17 protein-coding genes and 1 pseudogene are annotated in these 21,892 nt (G+C 63.3%); 6 read left to right on the top strand and 12 right to left on the bottom strand.

What is annotated here, in order from left to right; all coding sequences use genetic code 11:
- Positions 1 to 202 precede the first annotated feature (202 nt).
- A complete protein-coding gene (locus tag C3F42_RS17645; RefSeq protein WP_023629682.1) occupies positions 203 to 688 on the top strand; it encodes an acyl-CoA thioesterase in 486 nt (161 codons plus the stop codon).
- Here C3F42_RS17645 and pdxY read toward each other — a convergent pair.
- Entirely contained in the window at positions 685 to 1,557 is an 873-nt protein-coding gene (gene pdxY / locus C3F42_RS17640; protein ID WP_023629681.1) for a pyridoxal kinase PdxY, read from the bottom strand. The two genes, C3F42_RS17645 and pdxY, sit on opposite strands and share 4 nt — an antisense overlap.
- A gap of 120 nt (positions 1,558 to 1,677) precedes the next feature.
- Between pdxY and C3F42_RS17635 the strand changes: the two genes are divergently transcribed.
- Positions 1,678 to 2,070, top strand: coding sequence for a DUF3301 domain-containing protein (locus tag C3F42_RS17635; RefSeq protein ID WP_023629680.1), 393 nt, complete (start codon positions 1,678 to 1,680; stop codon positions 2,068 to 2,070).
- Here C3F42_RS17635 and C3F42_RS17630 read toward each other — a convergent pair whose 3' ends face one another.
- Genes C3F42_RS17630 through zigA form a run of 3 tightly spaced genes read right to left on the bottom strand, consistent with a single transcriptional unit; the run spans position 2,071 to position 4,923 of the window.
- Positions 2,071 to 3,048 (bottom strand): GTP-binding protein, encoded by a 978-nt coding sequence (locus C3F42_RS17630; RefSeq protein ID WP_104444681.1) that lies wholly within the window; start codon positions 3,046 to 3,048, stop codon positions 2,071 to 2,073.
- A 52-nt stretch (positions 3,049 to 3,100) separates the two neighbouring features.
- Complete coding sequence (locus C3F42_RS17625; RefSeq protein ID WP_104444680.1) at positions 3,101 to 3,718, bottom strand: DUF1826 domain-containing protein; 618 nt, start codon at positions 3,716 to 3,718, stop codon at positions 3,101 to 3,103.
- On the bottom strand, positions 3,715 to 4,923 hold the full coding sequence (zigA, locus tag C3F42_RS17620) for a zinc metallochaperone GTPase ZigA (RefSeq protein WP_023629678.1): 1,209 nt from the start codon (positions 4,921 to 4,923) through the stop codon (positions 3,715 to 3,717). The genes C3F42_RS17625 and zigA overlap by 4 nt, the downstream gene beginning before the upstream one ends.
- Positions 4,924 to 5,032: 109 nt before the next feature.
- On the opposite strand from zigA, the gene C3F42_RS17615 reads away from it, so the two are divergent.
- Positions 5,033 to 5,410, top strand: coding sequence for a hypothetical protein (locus tag C3F42_RS17615; protein ID WP_023629677.1), 378 nt, complete (start codon positions 5,033 to 5,035; stop codon positions 5,408 to 5,410).
- Positions 5,411 to 5,434: 24 nt separating this feature from the next.
- Positions 5,435 to 6,316 carry a GTP cyclohydrolase FolE2 gene (gene folE2, locus C3F42_RS17610; protein WP_023629676.1) on the top strand — a complete coding sequence of 294 codons (882 nt, stop codon included), beginning with the start codon at positions 5,435 to 5,437 and terminating at the stop codon, positions 6,314 to 6,316.
- An 8-nt stretch (positions 6,317 to 6,324) separates the two neighbouring features.
- Here the strand turns inward: folE2 and C3F42_RS17605 are convergent, their stop codons facing one another.
- Positions 6,325 to 6,852, bottom strand: a complete 528-nt coding sequence (locus C3F42_RS17605; RefSeq protein WP_023629675.1) for a DUF3617 domain-containing protein — start codon at positions 6,850 to 6,852, stop codon at positions 6,325 to 6,327.
- Positions 6,853 to 6,981: 129 nt separating this feature from the next.
- Between C3F42_RS17605 and cls the strand changes: the two genes are divergently transcribed.
- Positions 6,982 to 8,421, top strand: coding sequence for a cardiolipin synthase (gene cls / locus C3F42_RS17600; protein WP_038707076.1), 1,440 nt, complete (start codon positions 6,982 to 6,984; stop codon positions 8,419 to 8,421).
- 39 nt (positions 8,422 to 8,460) lie between these two features.
- Here cls and cfaB read toward each other — a convergent pair whose 3' ends face one another.
- Complete coding sequence (cfaB, locus tag C3F42_RS17595) at positions 8,461 to 9,645, bottom strand: C17 cyclopropane fatty acid synthase CfaB (protein ID WP_094010880.1); 1,185 nt, start codon at positions 9,643 to 9,645, stop codon at positions 8,461 to 8,463.
- Between the two features lie 215 nt (positions 9,646 to 9,860).
- On the opposite strand from cfaB, the gene lpdA reads away from it, so the two are divergent.
- Positions 9,861 to 11,261, top strand: a complete 1,401-nt coding sequence (gene lpdA, locus C3F42_RS17590) for a dihydrolipoyl dehydrogenase (protein ID WP_104444679.1) — start codon at positions 9,861 to 9,863, stop codon at positions 11,259 to 11,261.
- Positions 11,262 to 11,346: 85 nt separating this feature from the next.
- Here lpdA and hcnC read toward each other — a convergent pair whose 3' ends face one another.
- From hcnC to C3F42_RS17560, 6 genes and pseudogenes are all read right to left on the bottom strand, one after another.
- Complete coding sequence (gene hcnC, locus C3F42_RS17585; protein ID WP_094010878.1) at positions 11,347 to 12,597, bottom strand: cyanide-forming glycine dehydrogenase subunit HcnC; 1,251 nt, start codon at positions 12,595 to 12,597, stop codon at positions 11,347 to 11,349.
- A gap of 2 nt (positions 12,598 to 12,599) precedes the next feature.
- Entirely contained in the window at positions 12,600 to 13,994 is a 1,395-nt protein-coding gene (hcnB, locus tag C3F42_RS17580) for a cyanide-forming glycine dehydrogenase subunit HcnB (protein ID WP_046857637.1), read from the bottom strand.
- The gene (gene hcnA / locus C3F42_RS17575) at positions 13,991 to 14,305 is read right to left on the bottom strand and encodes a cyanide-forming glycine dehydrogenase subunit HcnA (protein ID WP_023629670.1); all 315 of its coding nucleotides are present in this window, start codon (positions 14,303 to 14,305) and stop codon (positions 13,991 to 13,993) included. The genes hcnB and hcnA overlap by 4 nt, the downstream gene beginning before the upstream one ends.
- A 211-nt stretch (positions 14,306 to 14,516) precedes the next feature.
- Positions 14,517 to 17,516, bottom strand: a complete 3,000-nt coding sequence (locus tag C3F42_RS17570; RefSeq protein ID WP_201754897.1) for an autotransporter serine protease — start codon at positions 17,514 to 17,516, stop codon at positions 14,517 to 14,519.
- Positions 17,517 to 17,665: 149 nt separating this feature from the next.
- On the bottom strand, positions 17,666 to 20,665 hold the full coding sequence (locus C3F42_RS17565; RefSeq protein WP_104444678.1) for an autotransporter serine protease: 3,000 nt from the start codon (positions 20,663 to 20,665) through the stop codon (positions 17,666 to 17,668).
- A gap of 713 nt (positions 20,666 to 21,378) precedes the next feature.
- A pseudogene (locus tag C3F42_RS17560) lies at positions 21,379 to 21,831 on the bottom strand (chromate resistance protein ChrB domain-containing protein).
- Positions 21,832 to 21,892 lie beyond the last annotated feature (61 nt).

Raw genomic sequence — 21,892 nt, 5'->3', positions numbered from 1 at the left:
GGTTAACATCGCGCCTTGCCGCAAATTGCCAATGCAATATGCAGAAACAGATCGGCAGATTCGACACCGCCGATGGCAATATTGGCGTGACGATGGAGCGTCAGCCGACGTCCCGTACCAGGATGGGAAACCTCAAAGAGGGGAAACAGAAGTGTCTGCAGATACCCGCCCCGATACCGTGCAAATTCACCGTGAGCTCTTTATGGAACCTGGAAACGCCCAGCTGACCATGACCGTCCTGATGACACCGGACATGGCCAACTTCTCTGGCAACGTACACGGCGGCACCCTGCTCAAGTACCTCGACGAAGTCGCCTATGCCTGCGCCAGCCGCTATGCCGGTACCTATGTGGTGACCCTGTCGGTGGACCAGGTGATCTTCCGCGAGCCGGTGCACGTCGGCGAACTGGTGACCTTCCTGGCGTCGGTCAACTACACCGGCAACACCTCGATGGAGGTGGGCATCAAGGTTGTCACGGAGAATATCCGCGAGCGCTCTGTACGCCACTCCAACAGCTGCTTCTTCACCATGGTGGCTGTCGACGATGACCGGCGCCCGGTGAAGGTACCACCACGCCAGCCGCAGAGCAGCGAAGAGAAGCGCCGCTTCCTGCAGGGTCAGCAGCGCCGACAGATCCGCCAGGAGCTAGAGCAGCGCTATCAGAACCTGAAGACCGATTCGATCTAGCCGTTCAGGCGCTGCGCCTCGAAGCGCACCCGTGGGTGGGCGATGCGATCCTGGGCCCGCACCAGCTGCAGTTCATAGCTGGCGCAGGCCTGGGTTTCCAGCAGCACCTCATGCACGGCAGCGGCGGTGAACTCGAAGGCTTGCAGCCAGTTATCGCCAAGCAGCACCCGGGCGAGGAACAACCCTGACGTCAGGTCGCCCACCCCTACCGGCTGACGCGGGAACGCCAGCAGTGGCCGACGCAGGTGCCAGCTGGCTTCGCGGGTCACCAGGAGCATCTCGAAGGCATCGTCCGCGCGCTGTGGATAATTCAGGTGCTTGACCAGCACTACCTGCGGCCCACGCTCCAACAACCCGCGCGCCATGCCCACGCAATCCTCCAGCGACTGCGCGCGGCGGCCACAGAAACTGTCCAGCTCAAGCTGGTTGGGGCACAGGATATCGGCCTTGGCCACGGCCTGCTCGAGCAGGAATTCACTTACCTCGGCCGGCACGATGCAACCTTTCTCGGCATGGCCCATGACCGGGTCGCACAGGTACAAAGCCCTGGGATTGACCGCCTTGATCCGCTCGACGCCAGCCAGGATCGCCCGCCCCTGCTCGGCACTGCCCAGGTAACCCGACAGCACCGCATCGCAGTGGCCCAATTCGCCGATATTGGAAATGCCTTCCACCAACGCGGGAATTTGCGCTGGCGCAAGCACTTCCCCCGCCCACTGGCCATACTGAGTGTGGTTGGAGAACTGCACCGTGTTGAGTGGCCAGACGTTGACCCCGACCCGCTGCATGGGAAACACCGCGGCGCTGTTGCCGGCGTGTCCAAAGACCACGTGGGACTGAATGGCGAGCAGGTGCGGTGTACGTTTCATGCAGGGCGCTTCCGAAACTATGTGAAGAAATGTGCGGCCCGCAGTATGAACCTGATTGCTATCTGTACGACAGGCCAGAGACGCAGTTAAGCTGGATCGACCTGTCTGGAGCTTACGCAAATGCTGACCCTGGAAAACCTTTTCGTCCTGATGCTGGTGGCGACCGCAGGCGCCTGGCTGTGGCACAACCACGGGCTTCGCGAGAAGGCCCTGGCTCGGGTCAAGCAGCATTGTGCCAAGCTCGACCTGGAACTGCTCGACGACGCCGTGGCGCTCAAGCGCATCGCTTTCGTGCGCGACGCCAATGGCCGAAAGCGCCTGGCGCGCATCTACAATTTCGAGTTCACCGTTACCGGCGAACAACGTCACCCCGGCACTGTCACCCAGTTCGGCGCCCACACCATGCAGATCGAACTTGCACCCTACCCGTTCGAGATCAAGACCCCGCCACGCACCGACAACGTCATCGAAATGCAGCAATGGCGCCAGGAACATAACCGCTGGCGCAATTGATCAGCCAGCAACGTAACAGCTGGCGATGGCCGCCTGGAGCACCTGCACTGGTTGTGGCTGATCGAAGATCAGCTCGATGCGCGAGTCCCTGCGCCATTCGCTGGGGCGCCATTCCAGCGCCCCACGTTCCAGGCCATTGAACGACTGCCACCCCGCCGCGCTGTGGATAACCCCTTTCGCCCGGCACCACGACCATTGCTCAAGAACGCCACGTAGCGCCATTTCATCGAAGAACTGGCCCGGATGCCAGCGCCAACCTACGCTCCAGCCCTCGTCCGCCAGCCGGGACTGACAGATCGGTTGCCGCGGATCCACCCACAAGGTGGGCCGTGGGATGGGGCCGTTATCCACAGGCAAACTGGAAAGGTCGAGTGAGCCCGCTGCTGGCGCCGCGGGCGATACAGGCAACTCAGCGAGGGCTAGCGCGCCATGATCCGTCCACAACGCCGGGACTTCAGGCAATGATGCAGTTATCAACAGGCGGGTGGCAGCATCCATGGAGCTCGCCTTGTTGAACAGCAGCAACCCCGCCTTCGCCAATGCCATGTTCTGTGCCTCTGGCAAGCCAGTGCCCCGGGAAAGGGCCGCGGCATCCAGCACCATCAACAGTGGCTGGACCGACAGGACACCGGTCCAAGGCGCCCGCCCCAGTTGCTCCAGCAATTCGAGTGGGTGACCGAGGCCGGACGGTTCGATGAACAGGCGATCCGGGCGCGCCTTGCGCAGCAGGCGGCCGAGCCCCACCTGGAACGGTGCGCCATTGACGCAGCACAGACAGCCTCCCGCCACCTCTGCGATGGCGATGCCGGCCTCATCACGGCTGAGCAAGGCGGCATCCAGGCCGATCTGGCCAAATTCGTTGACCAGCACGGCCCAACGCTCACCAGTTGGTCGTTGCTCCAGCAAGTGACGGATCAGGCTGGTCTTGCCGGCGCCTAGCGGGCCGGCGATCACATGGGTGGGGATGTTCTGCAACATGGCTCGGTATCGCAAGGGCTTGATGGCAGTCTATACCGGGGCGTCCGGCAATTCATGCCAACCAGTCCAGGCTCAACAGCAAGCGACGCTCCCAGGCGGGTGTCTGCGGGGACCGGTGGACCAAGCCCGCACCCTCGTTCCCCAGCCACTTCTCACCCTTGAGCAGGGCTACCTCTCCCGCCACCAATCGCCGGACGTTATCCACAGGCGGCGGCGCCAGCTGCAACCGGGTACGGTCGATGGCACCCTCTGGCAGCCATTCGCTACCTGCGCCGGCGTAGGTACTGAGCAGGCGCAATGGCACATGATCCACATGCATGCGCGGGCACATCGCCCCCTCAAGCACCCGCAGCCGCACCCCTAGGCGCCGAGCGCCCAGCAGGCAGGTATAGGCCGCCACCAGCCAGGCCACATCGGCGACGAAGCCATCGTAGCCATGCAGATCGGCGGTTTCTCTGAGCAGCCCGGGCAACGCTGGCGGCTGGCGTTCATCCACCTCGATCACGCGCTCATCGGCCAATGGCTGGCCCAGGCTCAGCACCAGGTTGGCGAAGTCCTCGACCTGGGCCGGCAGGCGGCGCTGCCAGACCGCGAGGTTGACCCCATCCTGGAGAATCTCCGTCATCACCTGGGGTGACTCACCGAAGACCTGGCGGATATCCACAGTCATGCCGCAGCGTCCTCATGCCACTCACCAAAGGGGTCCGGCAGGCGCAGCCAGCCCATCGGCCCCAACTCCATTTCCTCATCATCGAGCAGGCAGGCTTCCAGCTCTGTGGATAACCGAACAAAGTCGATGTTCTGCCCGATGAACACCAGTTCCTGTCGGCAGTCGCCCGCTTCCGCGGACCACTGCTTGAGGATCGCCGCGGTGTTCTCTTCATCCTGCGGCCATTGTTCGCGCGGCACGAAACGCCACCAACGACCAGCCAGGCCATGGCGCATCATGCCGCCGGCCTGCGACCAGCTACCGGCCTCCTGGAACTTGCTAGCCAGCCAGAAGAACCCTTTGGAGCGCAGCAAGCGGCCGTTGCTCCAAGGCTTGTGGATAAAGTCGAAGAAACGCTGCGGATGGAATGGCCGGCGCGCCTGCCAGGTGGTCGCGGCAATACCATACTCCTCGGTTTCCGGCACATGTTCGCCACGCAGCTCCTGCAGCCAGCCCGGCGCCTGCGCGGCCTGGTCGAAATCGAACAGGCCGGTATCGAGGATGCGCGCCAAAGGCACCTGGCCCATCACCATCGGCACGATCTGCGCCCGCGCATTGAGGCTGCGCAGGATGGCGGTCAATTCTTCGCGCTCATGCTGGCTGATCAGGTCGATCTTGCTCAGCAGCAACACATCGGCGAACTCAACCTGCTCGATCAGCAAGTCACTGATCGAACGTTCGTCACCTTCGCCCAAGGTCTCGCCCCGACTGGCCAGGCTTTCGGCTGCCTGATAATCGCGAAGGAAGTTCAGCCCATCGACAACGGTGACCATGGTGTCGAGGCGTGCCATGTCGGAGAGACTGCGGCCCTGCTCATCGCGAAAGGTGAACGTCTCGGCGACCGGAAGCGGCTCGGATATACCCGTGGACTCGATCAGCAGGTAATCGAAGCGACCCTCGCCCGCCAACCGGGCCACCTCCTCCAGCAGGTCCTCGCGCAGTGTGCAGCAGATGCAGCCGTTGCTCATCTCAACCAGCTTTTCCTCAGCGCGGTTGAGGCTGACATTGCGTTGCACCTCACTGGCATCGATGTTGATTTCACTCATGTCGTTGACGATCACGGCCACGCGCAAATTGTCGCGGTTACGCAGGACATGGTTGAGCAACGTGCTCTTGCCGGCACCCAGGAAGCCGGACAGCACGGTGACAGGAAGACGGTTGGGCATGACGAACCTCATCGGGCAGGCGCATTCGAAACGATGCATTGCACAATGTTATATTATAACAATACAATTTCGCCAAGCCGTATCGCCGAACGGTTGTCTGGAGAGCGTCATGAAACTACCTGGCGTCATCGCCCTGCTGCTGCTCGTTCATCCAGAGCAGCTCTTTGCCATGCCCACTACCGACCTTGCACGGTGCACCCGCAGCGCAACCTTGCTGGCCTGCCAGGACAGCAAGGGCAACTACTACAGCGTGCGAACCGAGGGCAGCACCTTTTACTTGCGCGGGTATGAAGTTGCGAGCAAGCGGCTTTGGGCGCAAACCAACAGCCGCCACGGCGCATTGACGTTCTTTACCGGCCTGGCCAGCGACGGCGAGGCTTGGGTCGGCTACAGCCGGCGTATTGGCTGGACCACGCTGAATCGTGTTTCCAGCTCCAGCGGCCAACGCTTCAACCTGCATTGCAGCCTCATCGGCGGTTGCCAGTGACTTTAACCGTTCAGGATCCCTTCCATGACCAGCCTATCCCTTCCCGATGTCGCCGCCCAAAGCAATCAACAGGCACTGCCGCTGGACTGGGTGGGCATGAATGGTATCGCCGTTGCGCTGCAACTCGACGGGCGCACCGTCACCGCATTTGCCGATGCCGGAGTGAGCCTCGACGATGGCGCCTCACGCGGCATCCACATGTCCCGGCTGTACCTGGCATTGGAGGCGCTGGAGCAACAACCCCTGTCACCCCCGCTTCTACGCCAGATACTGCGGTCATTTCTGCTTAGCCACACCGGCCTGTCCAACAATGCTTATCTGCGCCTGACCTTTGATCATCTGCTCAAACGGTCGGCACTGATCAGTCCGTTGGCTGGCTGGAAGCGCTACCCGGTAACCGTGGATGCCAAGCTTGAAGATGAAATGTTCCACGTGGAACTATCAGTGAATGTGCCGTACTCGTCGACATGCCCATGCTCGGCAGCACTAGCAAGGCAGTTGATCCAGGAGCAGTTCGACAGGGACTTCGCCCACCGGCCATTGGACCGCTGCGGCATTCGCCAATGGCTGGGCAGTAGTGACGGGATCGTCGCCACGCCCCATAGCCAACGGAGCATGGCCAGGCTTCAGGTACGCCTTGCAGGGGAAGCGCTGAACCTGACAGGGCTGATCGACGCGGCGGAAGCCGCGCTGGGCACCGCAGTGCAGACCGCAGTGAAGCGCGCCGACGAGCAGGCTTTTGCCCTGGCCAATGGACAGAACCTGATGTTCTGCGAGGATGCTGCCCGGCGCCTGCACCTGGCATTGATGCAGATTGAAGAGGTGTTGGGGTTCAGCGTACGCGTGGAGCATGCAGAGAGCCTGCATGCCCACGACGCGGTTGCGGTGACTCAACATCGGTGGTGAGCGCTACTTCAACTGCGTGGCTTCACTGTTCCACAGTCGTTGCCCAGCCAGACCGCCCGGGTATCCATGCTTCCCTGTTGCTGGACACCGGAGGCATTGAACGTGCCGTTGACCTTGGTCAGGAACTCACGGTCGCTGAGGAAGGTGGCCTGGCCGGTACCCTGGGCTTTCGGGCAGTTGAACTGGAACTTCCAGACATTGCCATTGCGCTCGGTGATCTTCTGCGTGCAGCCCGATTGCGGGTCCTGCAGGGGGATGTCGTTGGTCTTGACCTGCTCGGCGGTCAGGCACGAGCGCACACCCTTGCCGCCCACGGTGATGCCCTGCTTGGCCAGGGCACCTTCCATCATCGCCCGTTGCTCAGGCGGCAGGTTCTTCAACTGGCCGAGCATGAACTCCATGTCTGGCAACGGCTTGCCATCGACCTGCATATTGCTGGTGGTCAGCTCCCACAAGCCGGGTTGCAACATCTGCGCGTGGACCAGCGGGCTGCCCAACCCCAGTGCCAGGGCGAGCAATGGCAGACGAATCTTCATGGATGAAAGCTCCTCGAAATACCGGCTCCGGCCGGACTGAGCCTTTAGACGTCGAATTCGCCTGTGGGTTGCAGTGGTCCCCTCGAACGTGGTCTGTTAGCAGCAGTACTCTCGGCAAGCAGGATGCGTATGGATTACCACAGCCCCTACTTTTTCGGTTACGTGCTCGGTCTGATTCACCTGCTCGGCCTGGCCGCCGCGCTGCATGCGGTGTTCACCGTGCGCACCGCCCAAGGTGCGATCGCCTGGGCCATGTCGCTGCTGTTCATCCCCTACCTCACGCTCATCCCCTACCTGGTGTTCGGCGCCCGCTCCTTCTATGCGTACATCCAGGCGCGGCGCCAGGCCAACCAGGAAATGCATGTGGCCATGGCCAACCTGAACTGGCGCCCATGGGTGGAGGAAGCGCTGACCGCCCGCGAGTCGGACAGCTATGCCGCCCTGCGCGCCATGCCCAAGCTCGGGCGCATGCCATGCCTGGCCAACAACGAAGTGAAACTGCTGGTCGACGGCGCTGCCACATTCGAGGCGATCTTCTCGGCCATCCGCATGGCGCGGGACACCGTCCTGGTGCAGTTCTTCATCATCCATGACGATGCCCTGGGCAAGGAACTGCAGCAGCTATTGCTGCGCAAGGCCGCCGAAGGTGTCCGAATTTTCGTGCTTTACGACCGCGTCGGCAGCCATGCGCTGCCGGCCAGCTACAGCCAGGTACTGCGTGACGGTGGAGTGCAGATTGAGGCCTTCGCCACGCGCCGCGGCTGGTTCAACCGCTTTCAGGTCAACTTCCGCAATCATCGCAAGATCGTGGTGGTTGATGGTCTGCAAGGTTTTCTCGGTGGCCACAACGTGGGAGACGAATACCTCGGTGCACACCCCAAGCTCTCGCCCTGGCGCGATACCCACGTACAGATAAGCGGCCCGGTGCTGGCCTGCCTGCAGGAGTCCTTCGCCGAGGACTGGTACTGGGCCACGCGCCAGCTCCCGCCGCTGATCCTGCCTGATGCCTACCCCGAGGATGGCGTGTTGTGCCAGGCGCTGGCCAGCGGCCCGGCCGATCCCCAGGAAACCTGCGCGCTGTTCTTTCTCGAAGCGATTCACTCGGCGAGCAGCCGGGTATGGATCACCAGCCCCTACTTCATTCCCGACGAAGCCATCTTCGCCGCCCTGCGCCTGGCGGTACTGAGGGGCGTCGATGTACGCATCCTGATTCCCTCGCGCCCCGACCACCGCATCGTCTACGCCGCCTCCAGCCTGTTCGCCTTCGAAGCGGTGCGCGCCGGGGTGCGCATGTTCCGCTATCAACCGGGGTTCCTGCACCAGAAAGTCGTGCTGGTGGATGACGAGGTCAGCGCCATCGGCAGCGCCAACCTCGACAATCGTTCGTTCCGGCTGAATTTCGAGATCACCTTGCTCACTGTGGATCGTGCCTTTGCCGATCAGGTCGAGCTCATGCTGGTGAATGATTTCGAGCAGGCCAGGGAGATCACCGCTGAAGACAGCCGCGACACCCATCGTCTGCAACAGCTGGGTATGCGCATCGCGCGCCTGATTTCACCGATCCTGTAGCGCGCAGCGGCGTGCCGGACGAGCACGCCGCTGTAGAGGTCAGCGATACAGGTCCTCACGGGTCCATGGCAGGTCGTGGTGACCGTCGGCGTAAGGCTTCACTGCGAGAATCTGATGGAGGTTGATCCAGCCCTTGGTGAAGGCGTAGGCGCAACCGGCCAGGTACAGGCGCCAGATACGCAAGGTCTTCTCCGGCACCAGCGCGGCGGCGCGTTGCAGCTGGTTCTCGAGGTTCTCGCTCCAGTGGTTGAGGGTCTTGGCGTAGTGCAGGCGCAGGCTCTCGATGTCGACCACCTCCAGGCCCGCTTCGCAAATCCGTGCAGTGATCATCGAGATATGCGGCAGCTCGCCATGGGGGAATACATAACGATCGATGAAGTCGCCCGCGCCGCGGCCGACGGGGCGGCCATCGACATGCTTGGCCGTGATGCCATGGTTCATCACCAGGCCACCCTCGCGCACGGCACCGAACAGCCGTTGGCAGTACAGCTCGAGGTTGGCGTGGCCGACATGCTCGAACATGCCGACGCTGACCACCTTATCGAAGCGACCATCCTGGGGCAGGTCGCGGTAGTCGAGGATCTGCAGGTCGACCTTGTCAGCCAGGCCCTCCTCCTTGACCCGCTGGCGGCCCAGCTTCAGCTGTTCCTTGCTCAGGGTGATGCCAAACACCTTGGCGCCATACTCACGGGCGGCAAAGCGCGCCAGCCCGCCCCAGCCACAACCGACATCCAGCAGGTAATCGCCAGCCTGCAGGCGTAGTTTGCGGCACAGGTGATCGAACTTGTCCTGCTGAGCCTGGGCCAGGGTGTTGTCCGGCTCCTTGAAATAAGCACAGGAATAGACCATGTCCCGGTCGAGCCACAGTTGGTAGAACTCGTTGGACAGGTCGTAGTGATAGGAAATGGCTTCGGCATCGGTGGTCTTGTCATGGGCAGTGCGTGCCGGCAATACCTCATCTTCATCCTGCAGCAAGGCATCGCTGAGTTCGTCGCAAACCCGGATGACTTCGCCGATATCGCCTTCCAGCTCCAGCTTGCCCTCGACGAAGGCCGATCCCAACTCATTGAGGTTGGGATGGGTGAGCTGGGTAATGAGCTGGGGTTCCTTGACCACGATGGTGACTTGCGGGCTCGGCCCCAGATCGAACTGGTTGCCGTCCCACAGCTTGACGCGCAAAGGTAAGTGCAAGCTCTGCAACGCAGGTGGAAGTTGCGCAAGCATTCATGACCCTCCCTTTCGTTGATACGGGACGCCACGCCTTAATGTGTCGGACGTCACCGCATCAGGGTAGTTCATTCGTACGAAGTTTCCGGTAATCACGACCATGGTCTAGAACTATCTGGCGCAGCCTATATGGCAGATTGTATACAATCCTGCTCGCTCAGATTAACCTTGTGCCCTCTTCGCTTCCTCACACTCTCGGAGTAACGAAACCCATGAAATCCTATGACGTGGTGATCATTGGCGGCGGCCCCGGCGGCTACAACGCCGCGATCCGTGCGGGCCAGCTGGGCCTGAGCGTGGCCTGTGTCGAGGGTCGCTCGACCTTGGGCGGCACCTGCCTGAACGTCGGTTGCATGCCTTTCAAGGCATTGCTGCACGCTTCCGAGTTGTATGAGGCAGCCAGTGGCGATGAGTTCGCCCACCTGGGGATCGAGGTCAAGCCGACCCTCAACCTGGGCCAGATGATGAAGCAGAAAGATGAAAGCGTGACTGGCCTGACCAAGGGCATCGAATACCTGTTCCGCAAGAACAAGGTCGACTGGGTCAAGGGCTGGGGCCGCCTGGACGGGGTTGGCAAGGTGATCGTCAAGGCCGAGGACGGCAGTGAAACCACCCTGCAGGCCAAGGACATCGTCATTGCCACCGGCTCGGAGCCCACGCCGCTGCCCGGCGTGACCATCGACAACCAGCGCATCATCGACTCCACCGGTGCCCTGTCGCTGCCCCAGGTGCCCAAGCATCTGATCGTCATCGGCGCCGGGGTGATCGGCCTGGAGCTGGGTTCGGTATGGCGTCGCCTGGGTGCCGAAGTGACGGTGATCGAATACCTGGACCGCATCTGCCCTGGCACCGACGAAGAAACCGCCAAGACCCTGCAGAAAGCCCTGGCCAAGCAAGGCATGACCTTCAAGCTGGGCAGCAAGGTGACCCAGGCCACGGCCGCGGCCGACGGCGTCACACTGACCCTGGAACCCGCCGCCGGTGGTACCGCCGAAACCCTGCAGGCCGACTACGTGCTGGTAGCCATCGGCCGCCGTCCTTATACCCAAGGCCTGAACCTGGAAAGCGCAGGGCTGCAAACCGACAAGCGCGGCATGCTCGCCAACGACCATCACCGCAGCGCGGTGCCAGGCATCTGGGTGATCGGCGACGTCACCTCCGGCCCGATGCTGGCGCACAAGGCCGAAGACGAAGCGGTGTCGTGCATCGAGCGCATCGCCGGCAAGGCCCACGAGGTCAACTACAACCTCATCCCGGGCGTCATCTATACCCGCCCGGAACTGGCCAGCGTCGGCAAGACCGAAGAGCAGCTCAAGGCCGAAGGCCGTGCCTACAAGGTCGGCAAGTTCCCCTTCACCGCCAACAGCCGCGCCAAGATCAACCATGAGACCGAAGGCTTCGCCAAAGTCATCGCCGATGCCGAGACCGATGAGGTGCTGGGCGTGCACCTGGTCGGCCCAAGCGTGAGCGAGATGATCGGCGAGTTCTGCGTGGCAATGGAGTTCTCGGCCTCGGCCGAGGACATCGCCCTCACCTGCCACCCGCACCCGACCCGCTCCGAGGCCCTGCGCCAGGCGGCGATGAATGTGCAAGGGATGGCGATGCAGATCTGACCGGACCTTTCAGCACCGCCCGTGGGAGCGGACTTGCCCCGCGATTGCGTCATGCCTGCCAACGCAATCGCAGGGCAAAGCCCACTTAGCCATGGGCCCGCTGTTTATCCCCAGCGCTGTGGAAGCGCGACGCCAGGAATGGCGTGATATCCAGCGGCAGCGCCTCATTGTGGACAACCTTGTCCAGCAGCACGCCGGTAATCGCCGAGGTCAGAATCCCGGTACGGAAATGTCCACAGGCGTTGAAATACCCTGGGACATTATCCACAGGCCCGAGAATCGGCAACTCATCCGGTGACCCAGGCCGCAGGCCGGCCCAGGTGCGCTTGAGGTTCACCTGCGCCAGCTGTGGCACGCAGCGGATCGCCCCCTGTACCAAGCCGTTGATCTCCGGGAAGGTATTGCTGACATCAAAGCCCTTCTCCTCGGTGGTACTGCCGATCAGGATCTCGCCGTTGTCCTTCTGTGCCATGTAGCAATCGCTGGTGGTGATGCAGCCATCGAGCAGCTTGGGCAGACGCTCGGTCAGCACGATCTGGCCTTTCACCGGCTTGACCGGAATGCTCTCCCCGGTGGCCCACTCGCTCAGTTCCGCCGCCCAGGCGCCAGCGGCATTGATCAATGTGCCGCAATGGAACTCACCGGCTTCGGCGGTGCGCACGCCCTTGATCCGTGAACCTTCATGCAGCACGCCGGTGATGTTGACGTTCGGGTACAGGTCGACGCCGTTCTGCCGCGCCGCCTCCATGAACGCATCGCCCAGGCGGAACGGACTGACCTGGTGATCGCAGAGAAACTCCAGCGCGCCATTGGCCTTGAGCGTTACCGCCGGTTCCGAAGCGCGCAGCGCGTCGCGGTCGAGCCAACGAACTTGGTCGGCCAAGTGCGGGATCTGCTTGACGATGTGCTCGGCGTATAACTGGTCTTCTTCATCCTGGATGATGTACTTGAGCCCGGTGCGCTCGAACTTGAAGTCCATGCCGTGGCGTTCGATCAGTTCCTGGTGCAGCTGTGGATAAATCGCGTTGGACTGCAAGGCGAAGTCGAAGAAGCATTCCGGCAGGATGTGCGGTGTGCTCGAATCGACCACCACCGCCGCGCCATTGGCCTCGCGCTTGCTGCGCGAGGACATCATGCGAAAGAAGATCACCCCGCAACCCAGCCCCACCGATTCGCCGATGGCCCACAGGCCGCCGGCCGAGGCGCGGGTGGCATTGCCCGGGCGCTTGCAGTCGATCAAGGCGATCTTCAGGTTGCTGCGCTTGGACAGCTGGTAGGCGCAGGACGCGCCGATCACTCCACCACCGGCGATGATGATGTCGTAGTGCTTTTTCATGTTCAGGCCTCCGTGCCGAGTTGTTCGAATGCGGAAAACGGGATCGGGTCCACCGGGAAGCGCGGGCGCAGCCAACCCACGTCCTTGCGCCCGGTGGCGCTGCGCAGACGGTCGCTGCAGTAACCGACGCACATGCGCCCCTGGCAGTCGCCCATGCTCACCCGGGTGCGCATCTTCAGGCTGGCCATGTCTTGCACACCCTGCTCCAGGGCCAGATCGATCTGCTCGCGAGTCACGTGTTCGCAACGGCAGATCACCGTGTCGGCCTGTGGCAGTGCGACCTGTGCGGCGCCACGGGCGGTGTAGCGCTCAACCCCGGAACGGAAGCGCTTGATCGCAGCCAGCTTGCCCAGGTAGCGCTCACGGCGCTCGATCGCCTGCTCGGCATCGAGCTTGCCCATCTGCTGGAGCATCGAAACCGCGGCAATGCGCCCGGTCAGCATGGCCGCCTCGCCACCGCGGATCCCGGCCATGTCGCCCGCCAGGTGAATGTTCGGCTGGCTGCTTTGCTGCCACACGTTGCATTCGGCGCGCAGGTAGCCGTCCTCGCTGAAACCATGGGCCAGGCCCAGTTGCTGGCTGAGCTGGGTACGCGGGATGAAGCCATAGCCCACTGCCAGGGTGCGCACCTGCTCGCGCTGGACACGGCTCATGTCCGGTTGCCAGTCCTGGGTATAGGGTGCGACCTCGACTTCCTGCAGTTCGCCCTCCCCCGTGGCGCCCACCACGCCCCAGCCGTAATGCATGGGGATGCCGTTGAGCTTCATGTAGGCGAGCATGCTCAGGCCGTCGAGGAACAGCTGCGGCTTGTTCATCAGCGCCAGGCTTTCCTTGGCGATGCGGTTGAACGAGCAGGCCTCGTACACCCCCGCGACCTTGGCACCGGCGGCGTGCAGCTGGCAGGCGACCAGTGGCAGCAAAGGCCCGGTACCCGCAATCAGGGTACTGCCCAGTGGCTTGACCACACCGCTCTTGATCTGCAGTTGCAAACCACCGAGCAGGATCACGCCCGGCAAGGTCCAACCAGGGAACGGCACGTTGCGTTCATGGCAACCGGCGGCCAGCAGCAGATGGGAATAGTCGATCTCGTGCAGGCGCTCGTCGCCATCGAGGACCATCAGCCGCTGGTCGTCACCGCCCACCACGCGATGGTTCAGACGCAGGTCGATGCGCTCGGCGCAGGCGGCGAAATCTTCGTGCAGCTTGGTCAGGGCCTTGGTGTAGCGCGGGCCCAGGTAGCCCAGGTCGACGCCGGCGCGCAACGGGCCACGATAGACCACGCCACCGGGGCGCGAGGCTTCGTCGAACAGTAGGCAATCCACGCCATGTTCGGCCAGCTCGATGGCCGCGCCCATGCCGGCCGAGCCGCCACCGACGATCACAGGACGAAGGCTCATGGATGGGCCTCCTCGTGCACGCGGTTGACCTCGGTCTCGATGTGCATGCCCGGTTTGACGATGGTCTGGCAGGCGCGACGCTTGGGACGACCGTCGATCTGCACCAGGCAGCAATGGCAGACGCCCATGCCGCAGTAGGCACCGCTGAGCTGGCCATGATCGTTACGCGCCAGCTGGCGCAGGCCAACGGCGTTGAGCACGCTGAGTACAGTCTCGCCGGCACTGGCGACTGCGGGCAACCCATTGACCAGGAGGGTCATTTCATTGCCTTCCAATGGCTGGATATCGTGCTTTCGTTGCAGCGTCTGCATTTCCTGTCGTCCTTGATGACTGATGGGTCGGGGGACGTTAGGGCAAACCCGGAGAGAAAACATTGATCCATGCCAGACGCTGGTTGTAGAAACGTCCGACAACGACGAACTGCTACGGATTTCACATTGCTCCGAAAATGCTTACCTGCAGAACTTAAAAGCCCCCGCGAATGCAGGGGCCTTTTGACTACAAAGCACTGAGACCTTAGTGTCAGAATGCCCAATCCAGGGTCAGGCCGACCCCGTGGCTCTTGTCGCGGCTACCCAGCAGTCCGTTGTAGTCCAGGTTGACCCGGGCCTCGCGGCTCAGGGCAATCCCCACCCGTGCACCGACCACCGCCGCATCACGGTCCAGTGACAGCGCCTGAACCTTGTAGGTATCGCCCTGGCCCGCGAACGCCAGGTGCTGGTCGGCCCCGGTGGAGCTCAGGTTGTGCTGCCAGCCCAGAGTGGCGGCAAGCTCGACCGCCTGGCCGCTGGACAACTGCAGCTGCTTGCCGGCGCGCATGCCCAACGTCGAGAGCCAGGCATCGCGGTTATCCTGGCCCCCCTTGAGCGCGGCAGCGCCGCCATGCTCCCTGAAGCTGTCGCTGGCTATATGCACGTAGGCCAGATTGGCGAACGGCTCCAGCGCCACGCTCGGCAGTTCGACCTTCCAGGCCGCCTCGCCGAACACCTGGGTGCTCTGGGCATCGCGCTTGCTCTTCTGGCGATCGCTGACCTCGTTGTACTGCAGTTCGCGCTTGGTCTCGGTACGGTGCCAACTGTGGCTGGCGCCCACGCTCAGGCGCAGCTGCTCCAGTTCCTTGCCGGCATAGGCGCCCAGGTGGTAGCTGTCGACGCTGGCCGAGGAGTGACGGCCATCGCCCATGCTCAGCGAACTGTCGCTATAGCCGGTAAAGACGCCGACACGGGTGTCCTCGCTCATCTGCCCATCGATCCCCAGCAGCATGCCGCCAATCGAACTGCTATAGCGCGCATGTCCGGAATCACCGTCGGCCTTGCCCCAGGCGCCGAGGGCCTTGACCCACAGGCCGTTGTCCTGGCCTTCCACACCCTGCAGCCGGGTACGCTCGCCTACGGCGTCGCGCAACTGGCGGCTGTCGTTGAGCAGCAAGTTACCCACCGCCGGGTGGATTTCGCCGGACAGCTGATCGAATGCCTGCTGGGCGCTGGCGGCATCGGCCGACAACAGCAGGCTCTCGTAGACCGGGTTGCCCGCGCCGAGCCGATCGGCCGCCGCGGCCACCGAACGCTGGTTGGCGGTCAGGCCGACACTGGCGAACGAGGTGGCATTACGCTGCACCGCCAGCCGTACCCCACTGCCGGTATACGCCAAGCCACCACCGAGGAACAACGCGTTGGACTGCACTTGGGCAAAACTGCCTTGCACGCCACCTGCGGCATCCAGGATGTCGAACTGCCGCCCCACCAGGCTGGTGGCTTGCTGGGACTGCAGCGAAACGCCAGGGTTCTGCAGGTCCAGGGCCAGGTTCGCACCGCCCACGGCTATCTGGCCATCGCTGACCAGACGGTCGCTGCCAGTGCTGTCTACCTCCACCGCATAGGTCGAGCCAGGCTGGAAGGTCACGTCATTACTGACGCGCAAGGTGCCAATGGAGTTGCCGGGCGCCACCACGCCGCCGCGGTTGACCACCAGCGCGCCGATCCGGCCATTGCCGCCCAGCACGCCGCCGTCGTTGACCGTCACGGTCGATTGCAGCGAACCATTGACCGCCAGCCGCCCCTGGTTGACCAGCGTCGGACCGGCGTAAGTGTTGTTCCCGCTGAGCACCAGGGTGCCGATGCCCTGCTTGGTCAGGCCGCCATGCCCGGAAATATCGTTGCTCCACAGATCCAGCACACAGCTCAGATCGTTGCAGCGCCTTTCCGTGGGCCTGCCAGCATCCACCAGGGCGCCGACACCCGGCAGATCAGCGACGAACTGGCTCGGGCCGTAGCCGCCGGCGATCCGCAACTCCTCGGGAATGTCCTGCTCGGTAACCAGCATGCCGGGGCCGCGGATACCCTTGTCCAGGTTGATCATGCCCCAGCCATACAAGGAATCGATGCCGGGCGCGCCCATGTCGGTGGCAGTGGTGCGCAGCACGCTGGCGATCTGCGCGCCGCTCATGTAGGGGAAACGCTCCATCAGCACCGCCGCTGCGCCAGCGGCATGGGGCGCGGCCATGGAGGTACCGTTCTTGTTGGCGTAACCCTGGGTCAGGTCCTCCAGGCTGGTACCGCCAATCACCGCGCTGTAGATGCGGGTGCCGGGGGCCGATACGCAGAAGCTTGCGGTATAGCCGCAGCGCGAAGAGAACGTGCTGATCACGTACGGGTTGGCGCTGCTGGTGTCGGGGTTCTGCTGCAACGCCGCCACGGTCATCCAGTTGGGGGCGATCTCCGGTACGAAATAGCCCAGCCCGGCAATCGCATCGGGGTTGTTCAGGTTGTAGTCGTTGCCGGCGGCAAAGATCGTCAGGACCCCGCTGCGGGCGGCGGCGATGGCCCCGTCATAGGCGCCACCGGGCAAGGTGCCCAGCAGCGGCTGGATTTGCGCGAACTGCGCCCGGGCATCGTTCACGGTGAAATGCGGGAAGTCCGGATTGCGCCCGCCCTTGGCGAAGCGGTCGGTGATGCCGATGCCCCAGCTGTTGTTGATGATCCGCGCGCCGCTGGCCACCAGGCTGTCCCAGCCGGCCTTGTACACCGCGCCATCGTTGCCCAGGACGATGCCATCCTCGGGGCCGGGGTCGCCGTTGTCGGCGCTGATGATCTGCGCATTGAAGGCCACGCCATGCATCTCCACGCCGTCACGGTTGCCGGCGGCGATCCCCCCGACGTGGGTGCCATGGGAGCCGAGCTTGCCATCCGAACCTACCGACGGGCTGCCGTCGTAGCGGAAGGCATCGCCGGCTTTCACCGGAATATAGGGGTCGGTGTACTGGCGAATGCCACTGGTGACCAGGGTCACGATCTTGTCCTTGCCGGCGAACTCAGGGTGCGCGGCGTACACCGGCTGGTCGAAGATCCCCAGCTTCACCCCCTTGCCGCTGTAGCCGGCGGCATAGGCGCTGTCGGCGTGGATCGCCCCCAGCCCCCAATCGGCCTTGAATTCGCTGCTGCGCCAGCTGCTGGCGTCGCCGAGGCGGCCACTCTCCACATAGGGCGCGGCCTGGGCCGTGCCCATCAACGCCGCCCAGCCCATCAATACCCGCCCCAGCGGCGCCAGGGCCCAGCCCTGCCCAAGTGCGCTGTCATCCTGTCTGACTCGCTTCACTACGACCTTCCTTAGTTGTATGGATTGAATACCGCGTTGGTCGAACTCCGTATTGCAACAACTGGCGCCATGACGCCTCAGAAACGCCATTGCAGGTTGAGCCCCGCGCCATGCTGTTGTTCACGACTGGCCAGACGCCCCTGGTAGTCCAGGCTCAGGTCCAGGTCGCGGGTCAGGCCCACCCGTGCCTGGAGCCCGACCAGCGCGGCATCGCGCAGGGCTGGCGCCGTCTCCACCCGGAACGGCAGGTCACTGTCGGCAAAGGCCAGGTGCTCGCGGTCCTGGGTTCCGCTCAGCCGGTGCTGCCAGCCCAGGCTTGCCGCCAATTGCAGGTCCTGCTGCGGGCCCACTTGCCATTGCTGGCGCCCACGCAGGCCCAAGGTGCTTAACCAGGCATCACGCTGCTCGTCGCCCGCCTGCAACGCTGCGGCATCGCCCTTCTCATGGAAGCCATCACGGTCCAGGTGCTGGTAGGTCAGGTTGGCGAACGGCTCCAACTGCACCGCCGGCAACGCCAGGCGATAGGCCGCCTCGGCAAACAGCTGCTGGCTGCGGGCATCGATCCGCGCGCGCTGGCGGCCGGACACCTCGGCATAGGCCAGGTCGCGACGAACTTCGGCGCGGTGCCAGCTGTAGCTGCCGCCCAGGCTCAAGCGCAGCTGGTCGACGTCGTGACGGACATAGGCGCCCAAGTGATAGCTGTCGACCGTGGCCCGGGAGTGGCTGCCGCCCATGCCCAGGGAGCTGTCGCTGTAGCCGGCAGCCAGACCGGCGCGGGTCTGCTCGTCGAAGTCCCGGTCCAGGCCCAGCAGCATGCCGCCCAAGGAGCTGGTATAGGACTCACTGCCCTGCACGCCCTCGATGCGCCCCCAACTGCCCAGGCCTTTGAGCCAGAGCTGGGTCGAGCCGGTCTCGGGCGCCGTCGTGCCAGGCGCATTGGCTGGCAGTGCGGCGCCTTGCACACGCTCGCCCAAGGCATCACGCAACACCGAGCCCTGGCTGAGCAGCATCGAGTCCAGCGCCGGATAGATCTCCCCGGCTAGCTGGCGCAGGCCGTCCCGGACCTGGTCCGCCGAGGTCGAGAGCAGCAGGCTTTCATACACCGGATTGCCCGGCCCCAGGCGCTCCACGGCGGCGCCGCTGGCGAGCTGGTTGGGCGTGGCCGCGACGCTGTCGAACGTTGCGGCGCTGCGCGTCACGTCCAACTGCACACCGTTGGCCGAATAGTCGAGCACGGTCCCAAGGAACAAGTAGCCGGGTTGAACCTGGGCGAAGCGCCCATCGACGCCGCCTGCCGCCTGCAGGATGTCGAACTGGCGCCCCACCAGGCTGGTGACCGGGCCACCGGCCAGCAGGTTCGGCCGAGCCTGGGGCACCAGATCGAGATTGGCGCCAGCGACGCTGGCCTGACCATCCACCACGAGTCGATCACTGGCCGTGGGCGACAGCTCCACCTGATAGGTCGAACCCGGCTGCAAGTCCAGGTTACCGGCGACATTCAAGGTACCGATGGAGTTACCCGGGGCCACCACGCCCCCAGCGTTGGCAATCAGGGCACCGACCCGGCCATTGCCGCCCACTGTACCGCCAGCATTGACCGTCACCGCTGATTGCAGGCTGCCGTTGACCGCCAGCAACCCGCCATCGACGCGGGTCGGGCCGCGGTAGCTGCTGTCACCCGACAGCACCAGCCAACCGGCCCCGGACTTGACCAGGCTGCCCTGATAAACCCGCTGCGCGGCTGCCGCGTCACGGGCCATGCCCAGGGCATAATCACTGCGATCCTGCTGGCTGACGCCCGCTGCCAGCCCATGCTCCCAGCCGCGATCCTTGAGGGTCTGCTGCCAGGCCTGCCGTTCCGCGACGTCCTCGGCCTGACGCTGCACCAGTGCCTGGTCGGAAATGCCGTTGCTCCAGCTATCGCCCTGCCCACGCTCCAGGTTGACGTTGAACTCCCCCAACAACTGCCCTGGGCCATGCAAGGCCCGGCCCAGGTCCGGAACGCCCCAGCCCACCCGATCGCTAGGCGCCTGGGTCGGCGAGCCATCGAGCTGGCGCGAAGTGGTCAGCAGCACTTGCAAGGCCTGCTGGTTGTTCAGATAGGGATAACGCTCCATGACCAGGGCCAGGGCCCCAGTGGCATGGGGCGCGGCCATTGAGGTGCCGTTGTAGGTGGCATAGCCGCCACCGGGCACGGTACTGGTGATTGCCGCACCGGGGGTCGCCAGGCACCAGTATTTGGCGATGCCGCACTGGTTGTATTTCTGCTGGTTGTTCTTGTCCAGGCCCGATACCGCCAGCCAGTGGCCTTCCAGTTCCGGCTGGAAGTACGGCAGCGCCGAGCGCACGCTGGCATTGGCATAGCCGCTGTTGCCGGCGCTGAACACATTGATCACACCCCGACGCGCCACATCGCCAGCGGCATCGAGCCAGGTGGCCTGCTGGAAATGCTGGGCGTAGGCCGTGCGCAGGTCGCCGAGGGTCTGGTAGCTGACATCCTTGGGCTGGCTGCCCCAACTGTTGTTGATCGCCCTCGCCCCGGAATCCACCAGGGCGTCGTAGACCGCCTTGAAATACCGCGGATCGGGATCGGTGCCAAACAGGAACTTGTCATTCTTGTTGGTGTTGCCCACGTATACCTGGGCATTGAAGGCCACGCCGTGCATGCCCACGCCATCACGGGCCGCGCCCATGGTGCCGGTGACATGGGTACCATGGCTGTCGTTGGCGCCATTGAGCACCCCGGACACACTGAACGGAGTACCGTCGAGGTACTGGCCGGTGGCGGTGACCGCGTGGAAACGCCCGGGGCTGGCTTCGGGATGGGCGGGATCGAATCCCGAGTCCAGGGCGCCGATGCTGACCCCGGCACCGGTGAACCCGGCGGCATAGGCCTGGCTCGCCTGCATGCGCTCCAGGCCCCAGTCCTGCTGGTATTCGACCGAGCGCCAGCTGGCGGGGTCGCCCAGGCGGCCAGGGTCCTGATAGGCCGCCGCAGCCGACAGCGGCAGGCCGGTGGCAAACGTCAGGCACAGCGTGCCCGTCAGCGTCTTGAGCTGATCACATCTCACATCCATGTCGATGACTTCTCTTGTTCTTGTTGTCGGATCGCCCATCCTGGGTCGACCAGTGTGTCGCTGCATCGCCAGGCCGCAAGGCACGGCTTCATCGAGCAGCAGAAGGATATGACGTTTCTAGATTGCGCGATGCGTCAGCGCTGCATATCCAATATGCGTTTTTACCTGCTCGGACAGGTTGCGGGGGAGGCTTTGAGAGGAAGGAAGACAGCATAAAGGGAGGGCGCCCGTGCGGCGCCCTCCTGTTACGGATTAATAAACTTTGTCACAAAAGCTCTTGGATTCCGCGGCCGAGCGGGGGCGCTGATCCTGGAGAAGAGAGAATAAAGGTTGTCACAAAGCATAATCTTTCAAAAATTCTTGGGCTTTTCCGTTTAATAAAGGTCGTCACAACAGTAAAGGTTGTCACAGCAAAGGTTCAGCCAAAGAAAAATCACAAGGATATATCGTGCAAAAACCCCGGAAAAATTATGATGGTATCTTTGTACACAGAGGTAATCGGTACGAGCTTCTCCTGTTCACAGGTACTAAGTCTGTCTCATGCCCCCTCTTCACTCTGCCAGCACACAGTCCTAGATCGGGCCTTACAGTCCGGTTGGAAGCGATTCTCGGCTGCGCGGCGAAACAAGCAAAGGGCCAGTACAGCGAGCTCATGACGCAGCCCCACCGATACGTCATCAGAAGAAATTTCCATTGCCCGGCAAGCTGAGTTCTTACATCTGCGGTGGCCTGGTGTGCGTTTCACCGTGGCAGTCACGGCACCATGCAAAGAGGGCGTCTTACAGAATCCGGCCATGTTTGAGCATTTCGTGGTCATCCGTGTAGCAGCGAAACAGCCCCAAAGAAATGGCGTAAAGCCCCGCCGACTGGGGCGTGAGATCCAGCCTGGACGTGTCCGCGCCACGGACGATTTCGGCGAGCTTGGCCAGAGTGGGATCATCGAGCTGGTACTTCTTGAGGAAGGCGTCGAAGCTGCTTAACGGCCCGACATGGCTCAGGTCTACCCCTAGAATGTCATAGAGCGTGGCACCTTCATCACTTGCCACGCGCAAGACCTCGCTGCTGGGGACGTAGCGGAAAACCGGGACTGTATCGATGAAGCGCTGGATGAGCCAAGGACAGGCGATCCGATCGATCTTTGGACGTTCACGCGTTACCCATTTCATTGGACACCCCACCGCCGGCAGGCGATGGGTCATGAAACACCGGCCGATGATGTCGGCCGGC

Origin of the sequence: Pseudomonas sp. PONIH3 (assembly GCF_002934345.1) — a bacterium.
In the GTDB taxonomy this organism is placed as follows: domain Bacteria; phylum Pseudomonadota; class Gammaproteobacteria; order Pseudomonadales; family Pseudomonadaceae; genus Aquipseudomonas; species Aquipseudomonas soli.
The sequence above is the reverse complement of the archived record's forward strand: the minus strand, read 5'-3'. Positions and strand labels throughout refer to the sequence as shown.

Bases quoted from the DNA above. Each gene is read 5' to 3' on its own strand.
- C3F42_RS17645 (WP_023629682.1), top strand. From the start codon at position 203: ATGGAACCTGGAAACGCCCAGCTGACCATGACCGTCCTGATGACACCG.
- pdxY (WP_023629681.1), bottom strand. From the start codon at position 1,557: ATGAAACGTACACCGCACCTGCTCGCCATTCAGTCCCACGTGGTCTTT.
- C3F42_RS17635 (WP_023629680.1), top strand. From the start codon at position 1,678: ATGCTGACCCTGGAAAACCTTTTCGTCCTGATGCTGGTGGCGACCGCA.
- C3F42_RS17630 (WP_104444681.1), bottom strand. From the start codon at position 3,048: ATGTTGCAGAACATCCCCACCCATGTGATCGCCGGCCCGCTAGGCGCC.
- C3F42_RS17625 (WP_104444680.1), bottom strand. From the start codon at position 3,718: ATGACTGTGGATATCCGCCAGGTCTTCGGTGAGTCACCCCAGGTGATG.
- zigA (WP_023629678.1), bottom strand. From the start codon at position 4,923: ATGCCCAACCGTCTTCCTGTCACCGTGCTGTCCGGCTTCCTGGGTGCC.
- C3F42_RS17615 (WP_023629677.1), top strand. From the start codon at position 5,033: ATGAAACTACCTGGCGTCATCGCCCTGCTGCTGCTCGTTCATCCAGAG.
- folE2 (WP_023629676.1), top strand. From the start codon at position 5,435: ATGACCAGCCTATCCCTTCCCGATGTCGCCGCCCAAAGCAATCAACAG.
- C3F42_RS17605 (WP_023629675.1), bottom strand. From the start codon at position 6,852: ATGAAGATTCGTCTGCCATTGCTCGCCCTGGCACTGGGGTTGGGCAGC.
- cls (WP_038707076.1), top strand. From the start codon at position 6,982: ATGGATTACCACAGCCCCTACTTTTTCGGTTACGTGCTCGGTCTGATT.
- cfaB (WP_094010880.1), bottom strand. From the start codon at position 9,645: ATGCTTGCGCAACTTCCACCTGCGTTGCAGAGCTTGCACTTACCTTTG.
- lpdA (WP_104444679.1), top strand. From the start codon at position 9,861: ATGAAATCCTATGACGTGGTGATCATTGGCGGCGGCCCCGGCGGCTAC.
- hcnC (WP_094010878.1), bottom strand. From the start codon at position 12,597: ATGAAAAAGCACTACGACATCATCATCGCCGGTGGTGGAGTGATCGGC.
- hcnB (WP_046857637.1), bottom strand. From the start codon at position 13,994: ATGAGCCTTCGTCCTGTGATCGTCGGTGGCGGCTCGGCCGGCATGGGC.
- hcnA (WP_023629670.1), bottom strand. From the start codon at position 14,305: ATGCAGACGCTGCAACGAAAGCACGATATCCAGCCATTGGAAGGCAAT.
- C3F42_RS17570 (WP_201754897.1), bottom strand. From the start codon at position 17,516: ATGGGCTGGGCGGCGTTGATGGGCACGGCCCAGGCCGCGCCCTATGTG.
- C3F42_RS17565 (WP_104444678.1), bottom strand. From the start codon at position 20,665: ATGGATGTGAGATGTGATCAGCTCAAGACGCTGACGGGCACGCTGTGC.